The sequence below is a fragment of the Streptomyces sp. NPDC005775 genome, from assembly GCF_042871565.1.
In the GTDB taxonomy this organism is placed as follows: domain Bacteria; phylum Actinomycetota; class Actinomycetes; order Streptomycetales; family Streptomycetaceae; genus Streptomyces.
This window is the reverse complement of sequence record NZ_JBIAIU010000001.1, coordinates 331,756-348,638: the sequence shown is the minus strand read 5'-3', so window position 1 is coordinate 348,638 and position 16,883 is coordinate 331,756. Positions and strand designations below refer to the sequence as shown.

General features: G+C 69.7%; 12 protein-coding genes. 8 read left to right on the top strand and 4 right to left on the bottom strand.

What is annotated here, in order from left to right:
• Positions 1–64: 64 nt before the first annotated feature.
• On the top strand, positions 65–2,185 hold the full coding sequence (locus ACFYPA_RS01540) for a phosphocholine-specific phospholipase C (protein WP_389128718.1): 2,121 nt from the start codon (positions 65–67) through the stop codon (positions 2,183–2,185).
• A gap of 208 nt (positions 2,186–2,393) precedes the next feature.
• Positions 2,394–2,897: a MarR family winged helix-turn-helix transcriptional regulator gene (locus ACFYPA_RS01535; RefSeq protein ID WP_389128715.1), complete on the top strand. Its 504-nt coding sequence runs from the start codon at positions 2,394–2,396 to the stop codon at positions 2,895–2,897.
• A gap of 291 nt (positions 2,898–3,188) precedes the next feature.
• On the opposite strand, the gene ACFYPA_RS01530 is transcribed toward ACFYPA_RS01535, so the two are convergent.
• Positions 3,189–4,643 carry a glycoside hydrolase family 76 protein gene (locus ACFYPA_RS01530; protein WP_359311902.1) on the bottom strand — a complete coding sequence of 485 codons (1,455 nt, stop codon included), beginning with the start codon at positions 4,641–4,643 and terminating at the stop codon, positions 3,189–3,191.
• A gap of 488 nt (positions 4,644–5,131) precedes the next feature.
• Here ACFYPA_RS01530 and ACFYPA_RS01525 point away from each other — a divergent pair, with 488 nt between their 5' ends.
• The gene (locus ACFYPA_RS01525; RefSeq protein WP_389128712.1) at positions 5,132–7,954 is read left to right on the top strand and encodes a PQQ-dependent sugar dehydrogenase; all 2,823 of its coding nucleotides are present in this window, start codon (positions 5,132–5,134) and stop codon (positions 7,952–7,954) included.
• A complete protein-coding gene (locus tag ACFYPA_RS01520; protein WP_389128709.1) occupies positions 7,951–9,729 on the top strand; it encodes a ThuA domain-containing protein in 1,779 nt (592 codons plus the stop codon). The genes ACFYPA_RS01525 and ACFYPA_RS01520 overlap by 4 nt, the downstream gene beginning before the upstream one ends.
• Before the next feature lie 579 nt (positions 9,730–10,308).
• Here the strand turns inward: ACFYPA_RS01520 and ACFYPA_RS01515 are convergent.
• Positions 10,309–10,722 carry an arsenate reductase ArsC gene (locus ACFYPA_RS01515; RefSeq protein ID WP_389128706.1) on the bottom strand — a complete coding sequence of 138 codons (414 nt, stop codon included), beginning with the start codon at positions 10,720–10,722 and terminating at the stop codon, positions 10,309–10,311.
• Between the two features lie 92 nt (positions 10,723–10,814).
• Here ACFYPA_RS01515 and ACFYPA_RS01510 point away from each other — a divergent pair, with 92 nt between their 5' ends.
• Both ACFYPA_RS01510 and arsB read left to right on the top strand, forming a co-directional pair.
• Positions 10,815–11,123 (top strand): metalloregulator ArsR/SmtB family transcription factor, encoded by a 309-nt coding sequence (locus ACFYPA_RS01510; protein ID WP_359079885.1) that lies wholly within the window; start codon positions 10,815–10,817, stop codon positions 11,121–11,123.
• Positions 11,120–12,241, top strand: a complete 1,122-nt coding sequence (gene arsB, locus ACFYPA_RS01505; RefSeq protein WP_389128703.1) for an ACR3 family arsenite efflux transporter — start codon at positions 11,120–11,122, stop codon at positions 12,239–12,241. Before ACFYPA_RS01510 ends, arsB begins: the two co-directional genes overlap by 4 nt.
• A gap of 190 nt (positions 12,242–12,431) precedes the next feature.
• Here the strand turns inward: arsB and ACFYPA_RS01500 are convergent, their stop codons facing one another.
• Positions 12,432–12,806, bottom strand: a complete 375-nt coding sequence (locus tag ACFYPA_RS01500) for a metalloregulator ArsR/SmtB family transcription factor (RefSeq protein ID WP_359311919.1) — start codon at positions 12,804–12,806, stop codon at positions 12,432–12,434.
• 103 nt (positions 12,807–12,909) lie between these two features.
• Between ACFYPA_RS01500 and ACFYPA_RS01495 the strand changes: the two genes are divergently transcribed.
• A complete protein-coding gene (locus tag ACFYPA_RS01495; protein ID WP_389128700.1) occupies positions 12,910–14,292 on the top strand; it encodes an NAD(P)-binding domain-containing protein in 1,383 nt (460 codons plus the stop codon).
• 232 nt (positions 14,293–14,524) lie between these two features.
• Positions 14,525–15,310 carry a VOC family protein gene (locus ACFYPA_RS01490; protein WP_359079893.1) on the top strand — a complete coding sequence of 262 codons (786 nt, stop codon included), beginning with the start codon at positions 14,525–14,527 and terminating at the stop codon, positions 15,308–15,310.
• A 15-nt stretch (positions 15,311–15,325) separates the two neighbouring features.
• Here the strand turns inward: ACFYPA_RS01490 and ACFYPA_RS01485 are convergent, their stop codons facing one another.
• The gene (locus ACFYPA_RS01485; protein WP_389128697.1) at positions 15,326–16,855 is read right to left on the bottom strand and encodes an FAD-dependent monooxygenase; all 1,530 of its coding nucleotides are present in this window, start codon (positions 16,853–16,855) and stop codon (positions 15,326–15,328) included.
• Positions 16,856–16,883 lie beyond the last annotated feature (28 nt).

Here is a 16,883-nt window from a genome sequence, read left to right as displayed (position 1 = left end):
CTTCCCCGCGCCACCCTGCTTGATTAGCTTCCCGGCTGGTACGACAGAACTCGGGAGGCTCAACTTGGCCACGGACATTTCACGGCGACGGCTCTTCGCGCTCGGTGGCGGTGCGCTCGGCGCTGCGGCGGCGGGGTCGCTGCTGCCGCCTTCGCTGCAGGCCGCGATAGCTGCTCAGCCGGCACATTCGGCGGGGCCTGGAGGGCGTAACGGGCTCGGAGCCATCAAGCACGTGGTGATCCTGATGCAGGAGAACCGTTCCTTCGACCACTATTTCGGGACGCTCCGGGGCGTACGCGGCTTCGGTGACCGCAACGCCGTCGAGCTGCCCTCGGGCAAGCCGGTCTTCGAGCAGCCCGCACCGCTGGGTGCCTCCGTGCTGCCGTTCCCGGTGCGCAGCGCCGCCGAGACGCAGAAGAAGGACCTCCAGTACATCGGTGCGCTCGACCACTCCTGGAGCGGCGGCGGCAAGGCGTGGGCCGGCGGGTGGATGAACGGCTGGGTGACCGCGAAGACGGCCGCCACCATGGCGTACTACGACCGCCGTGACATCCCGCTGCACTACGAGTTGGCCGACACCTTCACGGTCTGCGACGCCTACCACTCCTCCATCCACTCCTCGACCAGCCCCAACCGCAACCATCTGTGGAGCGGGAAGACGGGCAACGAGCCGAACGGCAAGCGGGCCGTCGGCAACGACGCGTACGACGAGGGCACCCACCCCGGATACGACTGGGGCACGTACGCGGAGCGGCTGGAGAAGGCCGGGCACAGCTGGCGCACGTACACCGAGTGGGAGAACTTCACCGACAACCAGATCGAGTTCTTCGCCACCTTCAAGGCCATCGCCCGCAAGGCGCTGGCGAAGACCGGCGGGCACACGTACATGGAGTCGTTCTACTCCGCCGTGCGGGACGCGGACGCAGCCGAGCGGGAGCGGCTGTCCGGTCTGCTGGAGGAGGGTGTCGCCGCCCTGGACAAGGCTGAACGCCGCCTCTTCGAGCGGGCGTTGCGCCGGGTGGAGACCGGGACGCTGGCCGACGAGTTCGCCAAGGACGTGGCGGCGGGCACACTGCCGGAGGTGTCCTATCTGGTGCCCTCCGCTGTCGACTCGGAGCACCCGAGTGTCTCCTCGCCGATCCACAGCGCGACGATCGTCTACAAGGTCCTGGACGCGCTGGGCAAGCACCCTGACGTGTGGCGGCACACCGCCGTCATCATCAACTACGACGAGAACGATGGCTTCTTCGACCACGTGCCGCCGCCGGTCGCCCCGCCCGAGGTGGCCGAGGAGCGGTGGGAGGGCAAGCCCACCGGTCTCGGCATGCGGGTGCCGATGCTCGTCGTGTCGCCCTGGACCGTCGGTGGCTACGTCTGCTCCGAGGTCTTCGACCACACCTCCGTGATCCGCTTCCTGGAGCGCTGGACCGGGGTGAAGGAACCGAACATCGGCGAGTGGCGGCGCACCGTCACCGGCGACCTGACCTCCGCTTTCGACTTCTCGCGAGGACGTCGCCGACCCGAGGTGGAGCAGCCGGGCGTCATTCCGCCGTTCAGCGGTCGCTGGTCGCCGAGGCCGCCACTCGTGCAGCACATGCCCGTGCAGGAGCCGGGGGCGCGCCCGGCTCGTGCACTGCCGTACCAGCCGGACGCACAGGCGACGGTGGTGGATGGCGCGGTGCGGGTGGCCCTCAGTAACACGGGGCGTTCGTCGGCGCACTTCGCGCTGTATCCGTATGCGGGCGAGTTCCCCGTGCCGCAGCACCGGGACGTGAGGGGCGCGGCGCAGTGGACGGTGCCCGTCACCGGCCCGGCGTACTGGTTCACGGTGACGGGGCCGAACGGCTTCCGCCGCGAGTTCGCCGGGTCCGCGAAGGACGGCGCCCCGGCCGAGGTCGCGTCGCGGGTCGACGCCCGTGAGCGCGATCTGCACCTCACGCTGCGCAACACGGGGCGGACGACGCTCACCTTCAGCGTGCGGCCGCGGGGATACGTCGACGAGGCGGACCTGCGCGACTGGAGCAGGACCGTCAAGGTCAAGCCGGGGCGCAGCCGTACCGTGGTGCACTCGGCGGCCGACGCGCACGGCTGGTACGACCTGGACGTCACCGTCGACGGGGACGACGCGTTCCGGCGCCGACTGATGGGGCACATCGAGAACGGCCGGGCGAGCGTCTCGGGCTGACCCGGGTCGGTACGGTGGGGCGCCCTCGGCACCGGCGGCCCACCGTGTCGGCATCAGGCCGGCGAGCCGGTCGAGGGTGAGCCATCGGCGCCGGCGACTGCGACGGGCCGATGACGCGGCCGACGGTCGCGATGCGCGCCCGGGACGAGTCGCAGCGAACACCGCATTCCGATGGTTCGGTGCGTCGGGGGAATGTAGCGTCGCGATCATGGAATCACTGACCCGAACCACCACCGATCAGGCACCGGCGAACCCAGCCGCCACTGACGACGTGCTGACCGCTCAGCCGGTCGGCTATTGGTGCGGTCTGACGCAGACGATCGTCACCCGGCATCTACAGGACGCCATGGCCAAGGTCGACGTCACGCAGCCGCAGTACTGGGTACTCAACTGTGTGCGCGGCGGCCCCACGGCGCCGAGCCGTGACGAGGTCGTCACGCAGTTGGCGCACCTTGCCGACGGGCCGCCCGAAATCGCCAGGGTCATCGACCAGTTGCTCCACCGCGAATGGCTTCGGATCGGCGACGGGCGACGCCTGCACCTCACGGATGCCGGGGAGGCCGCCAGGGCGCGGCTCCGTGAACTGGTAACCGAGGTACGCGCCGTGGTCCACCAGGGCATCAGCGACGAAGAGTACGTGGCCGCGCTCAAGGTCCTGCGCAAGATGGTGGCCAACGTCGAGGGCTACGGGACTCCTGGCGGCCCGTCCTGATCTTGCGATCTCGTGACGTACCCAGTCGGGGACGGGTACGGCCACCGCGTGATCATCGGGGGTTGAGTGGACTCCTGAAGATCGTGCGGCTGCGGGCCATCGCGCAGAACCTGCTGACGTCCCTGACGAAAGGGCAGGCGCTGTCGGCGCACCGCCGGAGGTTTCTGCTGACTCCTGGCGGTGCGGCGCATGTGGGGTGCTGGGGGAGCGGAGAGCGGGCGTTGTGGTGATGTCGCAATCCGGCCCGGCCGGTCACCACTCACATCTCTGACGGCCTTGCCGCAGGATTCCTCAGCCCGCGGCGGCGTTGAGCAGGTCGAGGACGCTCTGTTGACAGCCGTAGTCGGTGGAGCCGTTGCCGCCGCTCCAGTGCGGGCCGTACTGGTCGAGCCGGTTGCGGTCGCGATCGTAGGCGCTGTTCGCCCATCGGGTCAGGGCCGGAGTGTAGGGGCGGGCGGACAGTTGGCGGTTGAGTGTGCCGAGGCCCCGGACATAGGCACCCTTGAAGCTGGGGCCGTCGCCCGTGCAGCTGTCGCCCTCGCCCGGTTCGCGGAGAACGCCGTTCGTCTCGAGCCGCGTGGTGGAGGCGTCGGCCAGTTCGCGTGCGGTCGTCAGGAGTCCGCCGTCTCCGGTGGCCTTGTGGAACTCGGCCAGGGCGCCCAGGATGACGCCCTGGTTGTACGTCCAGGTGGGCTGGCCATTATTGGCGCACGCATCGGTGAGACCGTCGTTGATCATGCGGTCGCCGTTGATCATGCCGCTGCCCCGGAACCAGTTCCACTCGCTCCTGGCCCGGTCCAGATACTCGGTGTCACCGGGGATGCGGTTGTGCAGGGCCGAGTTGAGCTGGAGGAACAGCTCGTTGGTGATGGCGTTCTTGTAGTTGCCGTTCGTGTTCCAGCGCACTCCGCCGCCACAGGTGTCGTTCCAGTTCGCGTGCATGTGGTCCGCGTCGGCCCGCGCGGTGTTCAGGTAGCGGCTGTCGCCGGTCACGTCGTAGGCGGCGACCCAGGCCAGACCCCACCACCCCGTGTCGTCGAGGTACTCGTTGCGGAACTGCCCGCCCTGTGCGTTGACGTTCTTGTCGTACGTCTCGGCGATGGCGTAGGTGTAGCTGCCCATGCCGCTGATCCGGCTGTTGTCGATGACCGCGGTCAGGGCGTTGGCGGCGGTCCACCAGCCGTTGCCGCCGAAGAGCTTGCTGCTCCGGTCGAACGACATCATGAGCGCGGTGGCTGCCGCGGTGCTCCGGGTGCCCGCGTTCCAGGTGGTCCGGGCCCAGGGGGTGCACGCGATGGCACCACCGGTTGGCTGCCCGCAGGCCCGAAGGGCTCCGACGCCCCTGGTGTTCCAGTCGTCGACGTTGTACATCTGGGTGCGCCAGCCCGTGCCCCCGGACGGAACGGCGGTGTCGCCGAGGCGGCTGCCCCCGTCCCAGGTCCGGCCGCCGTCCATGGACCGGTCCAGCCACACGCGATCGTCGGAGCCGCCGCTGTCGATGGACGCCCAGCCCATTGCGCCGGCGTCGTCGAAGTGGAGCGCGATCGACCTCCCGGAGACCGAGGCGGTGACGGGGATGCGGTCCTGGGCGCTCGACGCCGGGTCGCGGGCATCGCAGTACCTGTTGCACACGACTGCGGGGGCCGCAGCGGCGGCGGGAAGCGCGGACACGCCACCGAGAAGGAGAGAGGACAACGTTGTCAGTGTGGCGAGCAAGGCGGTGGGGACGGGGCTGAGTGGCTTCATGGGGGGAGGCTCCCGAAACGGTTGGCCGACTGGGGGAGAGCGCTCCCTGAAATTAGCCAGGTTGCATGGTCACGTCAACATATCGGCTGTGCCTGTGCCTGTGCCTGTTCGTGGGCGCCGGGGCGGGCGGGGTGCGGCAAGTGTCGTCGGATCGCGCTGAGGGGCGGGGCGCGTGCGACCTGCGAACAGAGCAGGGAGACGTCTGTCGGGGCGCGTACACGCATGCGCTCCGCGAGAAACCAGCGCCCGGAGCAAGGGAGTTGGATGCGGGCGTCCGGACGACCGGCACTTTGTCCCTCCACAGATAAAAGTTCGGGTCTGACGTGTCAAAGGGGTTTCTGGCTGATGGAAAAGCCATTACCTTCCTGCTCTGTACCGGATAACAAGGACGCGTTCGCCCGACTCCCTCCCAGGGTGCCCGCGTTCCCGGCGCGACGGCGCGCGCCTGTGCGAGACCCCCCAGCCTCGTTGACTCACGGAGGACGCGCGTGCACAGGAGACTCACCCGGCCCCTCGCGGCACTCGCCAGCACCCTGCTGGCCGCTGCGGGCGCCCTCACCGTTCAGCAGAACCAGGCCGAAGCGGCTCCGGCCGCACCCGAGTTCCAACAGGTCACCCTCGCCAAGGGGGTGGCCGAGACCGGCGAGCCGATGACGCTCACGGTCCTGCCCGACCGGTCCGTCCTGCACACCTCGCGGGACGGCACCCTGCGCCTCACCGACGCGGCCGGCACCACCAAGGTCGCCGGAAAGCTGGACGTCTACTCGCACGACGAGGAGGGCCTCCAGGGCGTCGGCGTCGACCCGGCCTTCGCCACCAACCGCTTCGTCTACCTCTACTACGCCCCGAAGCTCTCCACCCCCTCCGGAGACGCCCCCGCGGACGGCTCGGCCGCCGACTTCGCCCCCTTCGACGGCGTCAACCGGCTCTCCCGATTCGTCCTGAAGGCGGACGGCACCCTGGACAGCGCCAGCGAGAGGAAGGTCCTGGACGTCCCCGCGAGCCGGGGGCTGTGCTGCCACGTCGGCGGCGACATCGACTTCGACGCCCAGGGCAACCTGTACCTCTCCACCGGCGACGACAGCAATCCCTTCGCCTCCGACGGCTACACGCCCATCGACGAGCGCCCCACCCGCAACCCCGCGTACGACGCCCAGCGCTCGGCGGGCAACACCAATGACCTTCGCGGCAAGGTCCTTCGGATCAAGGTCAACGCCGACGGAAGCTACTCCGTGCCGGCGGGCAACCTCTTTGCTCCCGGCACCGCGAAGACCCGGCCCGAGATCTACGCCATGGGCTTCCGCAACCCCTTCCGGATGACCGTCGACAAGCCCACCGGCACGGTCTACCTGGGTGACTACGGCCCCGACGCCGGCACCGCGAGCGCCACCCGCGGGCCCGCCGGGCAGGTCGAGTTCAACCGGATCACCAAGGCCGGCAACTACGGCTGGCCCTACTGCACCGGAAACAACAACGCCTACATCGACTACGACTTCGCCACCTCGACGTCCGGCGCCGCGTTCTCCTGCTCGGCGCCCAGGAACACCTCCCCGAACAACACCGGCCTGACCGACCTCCCCCCGGTCCAGCCCGCCTGGATCCCGTACGACGGCGGCTCGGTCCCGGAGTTCGGCAGCGGCTCGGAGTCGCCCATGGGGGGCCCGGTCTACCACTACGACGCGACCTCGACCTCCGAGGTCAAGTTCCCCGAGAGCTTCGACGGGGACTTCTTCGCGGGCGAGTTCGGCCGCAAGTGGATCAAGCGCATCGAGCAGGCCGGCGACGGCACCGTACAGTCCATCAACGCCTTCCCCTGGCAGGGCACTCAGGTCATGGACATGGCCTTCGGTCCCGACGGTGCGCTGTACGTGCTCGACTACGGCACCGGCTACTTCAACGGGGACGAGAACAGCGCGGTCTACCGCATCGAGAACGTCACCGGCGGTCGGTCCCCGCTCGCCCAGGCCTCGGCCGACCGCACCTCGGGCACGTCCCCGCTCGCCGTACGGTTCTCCTCGGCGGGAACCTCCGACCCCGATGGTGATCCCCTGGCCTACGCCTGGAAGTTCGGTGACGGCGGCACCTCGACGGCGGCCAACCCCGCGCACACCTACACCGCCAACGGCCAGTACACCGCGGAGCTGACCGTCTCCGACGGCACCGGCCGGACGGCGACCGCCTCCGTGACCGTCACGGTGGGCAACACCGCGCCCACCGTGAAGCTGGAACTGCCCCTGGACGGCCGGATCATCGACCCGGGCGCCGCGGTGCCGTTCAAAGTGACCGTCACCGATCCGGAGGACGGCGCCATCGACTGCTCCAAGGTCAAGGTCACCTTCATCATCGGCCACGACAGTCACGGCCACCCGCAGACCTCGGCGACCGGCTGCTCCGGCACCGTACAGACCATCGCCGACGGCGAGCACGACCCCAACGCCAACATCTTCGGCGTCTGGGACGCGGAATACACCGACAAGGGAGCGAACGGACAGCCCGCCCTCACCACGCACGACGAGCACATCAGCCAGCCCAGCCACCGCCAGGCCGAGCACTACGGGGGCTCCGCCGGGGTGTCGGTCGTCAGCCACACCGCAGCCCATGGCGGCAAGACCGTGGGCAACATCGAGAACGGCGACTGGATCTCCTTCAAGCCCTACGCCCTCGACAACGCCACCAAGCTGACCGCCCGCGTCTCCTCCGCCGGCGCCGGCGGCACGCTCGAGGTACGCGCCGGGTCACCCACCGGCGCCCTGCTCGGTTCCGCGGCCGTCCCCGTCACCGGAAGCTGGGAGACGTTCCAGGACGTCTCCACCGACTTGACCGGCCGCCCGGCCGGCACCACCACGCTCCACCTCGTCTTCAAGGGCGGCAGCGGATCCCTCTTCGACGTGGACGAGTTCACCGTCACCACCTCGGGTGCCACCGGTCCTCGGGAGGGTGCCGTCACGGGTATCGGTGGCAAGTGTGTGGATGTGGATGGGGCGGCGTCGGCGGACGGGACGCAGATCCAGCTGTATACGTGCAATCAGACGGCCGCGCAGAAGTGGACGGTCGGTTTGGACAGCACGTTGCGGGCGTTGGGCAAGTGCATGGACGTCAGTGGTGGTGGTTCGGCGGACGGTACGAAGGTCCAGTTGTACGGGTGCAATGGTTCCGGGGCGCAGAAGTGGGCGCCGGGAGCTGATGGGACGCTGCGGAATCCGCAGTCGGGCAAGTGTCTCGACGCGGAGGGTGTCTCCTCGGCGGACCGCACCAGGCTGCACCTGTGGACCTGCGGCACCGGCGCCAACCAGAAATGGATCCTGCCATGAGCCGACGACCGCACCGACCCCTCGGACGCCTCGCCTGCTGGGCCGCCTGCGGTCTGCTCGGCGTCGCGGTCCTCCCTGCCACGGCCGCGAACGCCGCGCCCGAGCCCGCCGCCCTCGACCGTTCGGCCGCCGCCCCGACGAAGGCCGCCGCCGACCCCGCGTACGACGTGCTGGTCTTCTCCAGGACCGCCGGCTTCCGCCACTCCTCCATCGATGAAGGCGTCACCGCCCTGCGCGAGCTGGGCGCCGCCAACAACGTCACCGTCACCGCGACCGAGGACGCCAACGCCTTCACCCCGTCGAACCTCGCCGGATACGAGGCCGTGGTCTTTCTCTCGACCACGGGCGATGTCCTCGACGTCACCCAACAGACCGCCTTCGAGGGATACATGGCGGCCGGCGGCGGCTACGTCGGCGTCCACGCGGCGGCCGACACCGAGTACGACTGGAGCTGGTACGCGGGCCTGGCCGGCGCACTCTTCCAGTCGCACCCGGCCATCCAGTCCGCCACGGTCAAGGTGGAGGACCGCGCGCACGATGCCACGGCTCACCTCGGCCCCACCTGGCAGCGGACCGACGAGTGGTACAACTACCGTACGAATCCGCGCACTTCGGCTCACGTCCTCGCTTCGCTCGACGAGTCCAGCTACAGCGGCGGCAGCATGAGCGGCGACCACCCCATCGCCTGGTGCAAGGACTACGCCGGCGGGCGTGCCTTCTACACGGGGGGCGGTCACACCGAGGGCTCGTACAGCGACCCGGCCTTCCGCCGCCACCTGCTCGGCGGCATCCGCTGGGCAGCTGAGCTGACCGAGGCGGACTGCCGGCCGGAGACCGGCTACACCACGCTCTATGGGACCTCGGGGACCAGCGGCTGGAAGCAGGCCGGCCCGGGCTCGTTCGCCGAATCCGACGCCACCCTGACCTCGCGTGGTGGCCTCGGGCTCCTCCGGTACCAGGCCAGGGAGTACACGTCGTACTCCCTGAAACTCGACTGGCGGCAGGCCGGTGACGACAACTCCGGTGTCTTCGTGGGCTTTCCCGCCTCCGACGACCCCTGGTCGGCCGTCGACAACGGCTACGAGATCCAGATCGACGCCACCGACACCCCCGACCGCACCACCGGCTCCGTGTACGGCTTCAAGTCCGCCGATCTCGCCGCCCGTGACGCGGCCCTGAACCCGCCGGGGGAGTGGAACACCTACGAGATCCGGGTCGAGGGAGAGCGCCTCCAGGTCTTCCTCAACGGTCGCCGGATCAACGACTTCACCAACACCGACCCCGTCCGCAGCCTCCAGCAGGGCTCCATCGGTCTGCAGAATCACGGGGACGGTGACGACGTGTCCTTCCGCAACGTCCGCATCAAGGAACTCGGCGGCGCGCCTGGTCCTCGGGAGGGTGCCGTCACGGGCATCGGTGGCAAGTGTGTGGATGTGGATGGGGCGGCGTCGGCGGACGGGACGCAGATCCAGTTGTATACGTGCAATCAGACGGCCGCGCAGAAGTGGACGGTCGGTTTGGACAGCACGTTGCGGGCGTTGGGCAAGTGCATGGACGTCAGTGGTGGTGGTTCGGCCGACGGTACGAAGGTCCAGTTGTACGGGTGCAATGGTTCCGGGGCGCAGAAGTGGGCGCCGGGATCTGATGGGACGCTGCGGAATCCGCAGTCCGGCAAGTGTCTCGACGCGGAGGGTGTCTCCTCGGCGGACCGCACCAGGCTGCACCTGTGGACCTGCGGCACCGGAGCCAACCAGAAATGGGTCCTCCCCGGCTGAGTGACCCGCTCGACACCGTCATCGGCGCGGAGGGCGCCGGTGGCGGGACCGGCCGCTCCGCTGGGCCGGTGTCGGCGGCAGGGTGCGACGCCGAAGCGCCCTGCCGCCGTCCCTCGCGGACCGCGTCATGCCCTCCAGACGGGGGCCGTTGGACACCGGGACCGGTTACCTGGGCTGCTGGTCCCGCTCGGGCGAAGGCGCCGCCGACATGCTCGAAGCCCGTGCCTGGCAACGCGGGACGGGCCAGGCATGGTCGGTGGGGCGTCGGTGCGGAGGAGCAGAATGGATTCCACACAGAAGGCCCGGTGGCAGCCCGTGATTCGCTGACCGGACGCATGCGGGGAGTCGACAGCTGGATCGACTCGAAGGTGCCGACGATGCGCAGGCGCTCCCGAAAGCTGCGGCTTCGCCATCGTCGGGCCGGGTGGCCGGCGGGGTGCTCGGCCCCGGGGAGGGCTGCCCCGGATCGTGGCCTGCCCTCACATCGGCAGACCGCGAATTCCATCCCGGCACTGCAGACGCGATGACCAAACCCCGGCCACGACCCATGACGTCTCGCCCATACCGTGCCCGAGCCTGTCAGACGTCCGGGCCTTGATCGATTTCCTCGATGAGGGCTTCGACGAGGATTCTGATTTTGTCGCGTATGGGGCGTACCGCTGCGACGCCCTGCCCTGCGGGGTCTTCGAGCTTCCAGTCGAGGTAGCGCTTGCCCGGGAAGACGGGGCAGGTGTCCCCGCAGCCCATCGTGATGCAGACGTCCGACACCCTTACGGCGTCCACGGTGAGGATCTTCGGTGCCTGGCCGGAGATGTCGATACCGACCTCCGCCATGGCCTCCACCGCGGCGGGGTTGACCGCGTCGCCGGGTGCGGAGCCGGCGGAGCGGACTTCGATGCGGTCGCCGGCGAGGTGGCGGAGCCAGGCGGCGGCCATCTGGGAGCGGCCGGCGTTGTGCACGCAGACGAACAGCACTGACGGCTTGTCGGACATCTGGAGGGCTCTCTTGTCGCACTGTGGGATCGGGCATTGTAGACATCAGCCGTGTATGGCGTCAGTGGATACTGATGTGACAGTATCAGTCCATGATGACGTCAGTCGATGCTGAATTGATCAGGGTTCTGGGTGACCCGCTCAGGCTCAAGATCGTGACCCTGCTCGCCCACGAGACCCTGTGCACCACGCACCTGGTGGAGGAGACGGGGGCCAGGCAGACGAACCTGTCCAATCACCTGCGGGTGCTGCGAGAGGCGGGGGTGGTGGAGACGGAACCCTGTGGCCGCTTCACCTACTACAGGCTCTGCCCCGACGTCATCGGCCGGCTCGCGGACCAGTTCGCCGGCCTGGCGGCTTCCGCCCGTAATGCTGTCGAGAACAAGAGGGCCTGCCCGTGACCCCGTCCGAAGCCCCCGCGCACGCACCCGCGACGAACGAGGATGCGTCGGTCGTGCGCAAGCTCTCGACCCTCGACCGCTTCCTCGCTGTCTGGATCCTCCTGGCCATGGCCCTCGGGCTCGGCCTCGGGAGGCTCGTTCCCGGAATGAACGACGGGCTCGCGAAGATCGAGGTCGGTGGTATCTCCCTGCCGATCGCGCTCGGACTGCTGGTGATGATGTATCCGGTGCTGGCCAAGGTCCGCTATGACAGGCTCGACACGGTGACCGGCGACCGCAAGCTGATGGTCTCCTCGCTGGTCATCAACTGGATCATCGGCCCGGCCGTGATGTTCGCCCTCGCGTGGATCTTCCTGCCGGACCTGCCCGAGTACCGGACCGGCCTGATCATCGTGGGCCTCGCCCGCTGCATCGCCATGGTCATCATCTGGAACGACCTCGCCTGCGGAGACCGCGAAGCCGCGGCCGTCCTCGTCGCCCTCAACTCGGTGTTCCAAGTGCTCGCGTTCGGCCTGCTGGGCTGGTTCTACCTCGACCTGCTGCCCCGTTGGATGAACCTCGGCGACGGTCAGGGCCTGGACGTGTCCGTCTGGCACATCGCGCTGAACGTCCTCGTCTTCCTCGGCATCCCGCTGCTCGCCGGTTTCCTCACCCGGCGCATCGGCGAGCGGAAGATGGGCCGCGAGACCTACGAAGCGAAGTTCCTGCCGAAGATCGGGCCCTGGGCGCTGTACGGGCTGCTCTTCACGATCGTCATTCTCTTCGCCCTCCAGGGGAAGACCATCACCTCGCAGCCGCTGGACGTCGTACGCATCGCACTGCCGCTGCTCGTGTACTTCGCGATCATGTTCTTCGGTACCTTCCTCCTCGGCAAGGCGCTCGGCCTTGCGTACGAGCGCACCACCACGCTCGCGTTCACCGCCGCGGGCAACAACTTCGAGCTGGCCATCGCCGTCGCCATCGCCACCTTCGGCGTCACCTCCGGCCAGGCGCTCTCCGGCGTGGTCGGCCCGCTCATCGAGGTCCCCGTCCTGATCGGCCTCGTGTACGTCGCGCTGGCGTGGCGCAAGAAGTTTTCCCCTGCGGTGGCCCCCATCGCGCCAGGAGGGAATGCCTGACGCAGTGCCCCGACGGCCGCCCCGGAGGGACGGGCCGGCCACTGGCGGGATCTGCAACGGATACGGAGCCGTGGTCCGCCGGATGCTGCGCCCGGTGCGCACTCCGGACCCTGCGGGAGCGGCAGTACCTGACGTCTAGACCTGGTGGCGACCCGGCCCATGCCCCCGCCCCCGGTCGCGCTGAGCGGTGTCAGGGGCGCAGGTCGAGCATGGCGGACATGGCCGCCACGACGGGCGGGGAGACCTGGTAGTAGACCCAGGTCCCGCGCCGCTCGGAGGTCAGCAGTCCGGCCTCGCGCAGCTTCTTCAGGTGGTGGGAGACGGTCGGCTGGGAGACGCCGACGTCGGAGATGTCGCACACGCACGCCTCGCCGCCCGGATGTGAGGCGACCTTGGAGAACAGGCGCAGCCGGACCGGGTCGGACAGCGCCTTGAACATCGCGGCCATCTTCTCCGCGTTGTCCTGCGACAGCTCCCCTGCGGTGATCGGCGGGCAGCACGGCACCACCGCTCCGGGGTCCAGCACCGGTAGCTCCGTCATCTCCACCCTCTCGAACTTCGACATGCATCTATGTTGACACTCATCGATGCCAGTGACAAGCTTCGAATATAGACAGCAATCGAAACAGCGGCCCGGAGTGGTCGCCCATTCCCGAGGAGTCACCGCCATGGCCACCACTGCAGTTCTCCCGGTTGTCGTCATCGGCGCCGGCCCCGCCGGGCTGGCGGCCGCCGCCCACCTGGTCGAACGTGGCATCGAACCGCTGGTCCTGGAGGCCGGCCCGGCCGCCGCCACCGCGGTGCGCGGCTGGGCACACGTGCGGCTCTTCTCCACCTGGGCGGAACTCGTCGACCCGGCCGCCGAGAAGCTCCTGGCACCCACCGGATGGGCTCGGCCCGACGCGGGCACCTACCCCACGGGCGGTGACTGGGCGGAGCAGTACCTTCAGCCGCTCGCCGATGTGCTCGGGGACCGTGTCCGCTACGGCGCCACCGTCACCGGCGTCTCGCGCCTGGGCCGTGACCGGATCGTCGACGCGGATCGCGAGCAGCAGCCCTTCACCCTGCGCATCACGCGCGCCGACGGCGGCGAGGAGCGGCTGTTGGGCCGTGCCGTGATCGACGCGTCCGGCACCTGGTCCACCCCCGGCCCGATCGGCGCCGACGGCCTCCCCGCCCTCGGTGAACACGCCGCGTCCGCCCGGATCTCCTACCGCATCCCCGACCTGAAGGACCCCGCCGTCCGCGCCCGGTACGCCGGAAGGCGCACTGCCGTCATCGGCTCGGGGGCCTCCGCCTTCACCGCCCTGGCCACCCTCGCCGACATCGCGAAGGACGAACCGGGCACCCACTCCGTGTGGATCCTGCGCCGCGGCATCAGCGGTTCCACCTTCGGCGGCGGAAGCGCCGACCAGCTGCCCGCCCGCGGCGCACTGGGCCTGGCCGCCAAGGCCGCCGTCGACAACGGATACGCCGACGCCGCGACCGGATTCCGTACCGAGGTCATCGAGGCCGGCGAAGACGGCCGCCTGGTCCTCGTCGCTGAGGACGGCCGGCGTCTCGACCCGGTGGACGAGATCATCGTCCTGACGGGCCTGCGCCCCGACCTGTCCTTCCTGTCCGAGCTCCGCCTCGCCCTGGACGAGCGTCTGCAGGCACCGGTGGGCCTCGCTCCGCTCATCGACCCCAACCAGCACTCCTGCGGCACCGTCTACCCGCACGGCCACCGCGAACTGTCCCACCCCGAACCGGGCGTCCACCTGGTCGGCATGAAGTCCTACGGCCGGGCCCCCACCTTCCTGGCCATGACCGGATACGAGCAGGTCCGCTCCGTCGCCGCCGCGCTCGCCGGTGACACCGAAGCCGCCGACCGCGTCGAACTCACCCTTCCCGAGACCGGGGTGTGCGGCGGCGCCGGGCTCTTCGACGACCCGGCCCCCGGCCAGGCCGACGAGGGCGGCTGCTGCACCCCCGCGGCCCCAGATCTCGTACAGATCGGAACCGGCCTCCCGCTTACGCCCGCAGCCGGTGCCGGTGGCTGCTGTTCCTGACCGGCCCCGCCGACCGCGGTGCCGCGACCGGAACAGGGGACCGGTCGCGTACCCGCGCCCTGCCTCGCCCTGCGCACCGCGCAGGACCCACGTCGGGCTTCGGCCAACGGGATCCGCGCCGACCCCTGTCACCGGCACGGCGAATCCTGGCGAGTAGGGTTACCGGGGGAGTCCTTTCGTCGGGGACGGTCCCGTCAAAGGCCGGTGAACGCGGTGAAGGAGCGCGAGAGTGATGGCTGTGGCTGCTGCGAAGCAGGTGGTGCCGGTGCTGGGCCTGCCGTGCTGGGTCAACCTGATGGTCGGCGACCTGAACGCCGCTCGGACCTTCTACTCCAAGGTGCTGGGGTGGAAGTTCGGGAAGAGCTCGCTGGGGGATCAGTTTCTCGTCGCCTCCGCCCACGGCATGCCGGTCGCCGGTATCGGAGAGCGCCACCCGGGTGTTGCCCCCGCCTCGATATGGACGCCGTACTTCGCGGTGGACGACGCCGACACCACTGCGGCGAGGATCCAGGAACGGGGAGCCACCGTCGCGGTGGGCCCGATCGCTCTGGGTGACGGACGGGTCGGTCTCGCCGCGGACCGTGACGGCGCCACCTTCGGGTTCTGGGAGGGCGCCGCGCTCACGTGGTCGGTGGGGCAGGGAAGCGCGCCCGCCCGCATCGATCTGCAGACACGTGACGTGTTCGACGCCTCGCTCTTCTACGGAGATGTCTTCGGCTGGGACCGAGCACATGGCATCGACATCGCCTACCGACGCGATCACGTCCTGGTCGAACGCGACGGGCGGACCGTCCTCTCACTGCGCGGCGGCGGCGTGCAGACGTCCCGCGATGCCGGTGTACGACCGCGCTGGCTCGTCAACTTCGCCGTTGACGACATCGAGCGCGCCGTTGCCGTCGCCCTCGCGCTCGGCGGCAGTAAGCACCAGCCTCCCTCCGCACCTTGGGCGCCCGAGGGTTTCTCGCGGACGCTCCAGGACCCGGACGGAGGTCTCTTCACCCTCACCCGCCGAGCCTGATCCAGATGGAAGACCCTAGTCTTCCGCGCTGCCGAACCAGCGCGCGGCAGCCCGCTCGAACATGACGCGGTCGTCGGGGTGCTCGCCGGCCCAGGCCACGACGCCGTCGGGGCGGATGAGCAGCGCGGAGAGGCCGAGGTCGTCGCGCGGCGAGCCCGGCACGTACCGGATGCGGCCGTTCCATCTCCTGGCCGCGGGCTCCAGCGCCCGGTCGCGGCTGAAATCGAGCACGACACCCTGGCCCTGCCGCAGGAGCTTCCCGAGGCTGGTGCCGTCCTCGTAGCGGTAGTCGGGAGCCGTGCAGCCGATGAGCGGGTGCTCGCCGCCCAGGTCGTAGCGGTGGAACAGTCCCGTCGTCTGCCGGTGGACATGGGTTGTTCCGGACGGGGTGCTCATCAGGTCGTGGACGAGCCGCCGCAGGGCGGGGGCGTTGGGGCCCGGCTTCATCGTCGCCACCTGGGCGCGTGACCAGTCCAGTACCGCCGCGCCGACGGGGTGGCGCTCGCCGGTGTAGGTGTCGAGCACGTCCTCGGGAGCGGTGCCGTGCACGGTGGCCGCGAGCTTCCAGCCGAGATTCACGGCATCACCGATGCCGAGGTTGAGTCCCTGGCCGCCCAGCGGGGAGTGGATGTGCGCGGCGTCGCCGGCCAGCAGCACGCGCCCCTCACGGTACGTCGTCACCTGCATCGCACGGTCGGTGAAGCTCGACGCCCGGTGCACACCGTTCAGCGTCACGTCCGTACCGGTGATGCGACGCAGTACGTCTTGCAGGTGCTCGCGCGTCAGCGGCTGCGAGCGGTCGAAGGCACCGCCGTCGAAATCCATCATGCCCAGGTGCCCTTCGAACGGCGTGCGCAGATACATGCCGTTCGCCGTCAGATTGAAGCCGAACGGAAGCTTCGCCGGATCGGGGTCGGCGAATTCGACCTTTGCGACGTAACCGGTGAACAACGGCTCGGTCCCCACGAAGTCGAAGCCGGCAAGTCGGCGGACCGTGCTGCGCCCGCCGTCGCAGCCCACCAGCCAGCGTGCCCCGTACTCCTGCCCGCCCGCCGTGGCGACGACTGACTCGTCCTCCTGCGTCACCGCCGTGACGGCAGCGCCCCGCACGACGTGGACGCCGGCGGCGGCGGCGCGTTCGGCCAGGACTGTGCCGACCGCTTCGAGGCTCGTCATGAACCCCTCCATCGCCGGGCTGGGCAGCCGGAACGGGAGGGAGGCCACGTCGATGTCAGCCGCGTCGAGCCCCATCCCCGCGAAATGGCTCACATCACGGGGGGCCGGCGCCTCGACCGCGCCGGGGGCGGCGCCGACCTTCGTCGCGTCGGCGCGTGAAGCACCGATCACGGCGTCGAGCAGCCCGCGGCGGTAGAACGTCTCGGCCGACCCGGCATTCAGGCCGCGCAGTCCGAGCGGCAGCGCCTTCCACGGTGAGCTGAGCGCGTCGTCCCGCTCCAGGACGAGGACGGAGCAGCCTGCCAGGGCCAGCTCGCCCGCGAGGAAGAGGCCGACCGGGCCGGCGCCCGCGATCACTACGTCGTGCATGGGGGAGTGCCTTCCGATGGGAACAGGT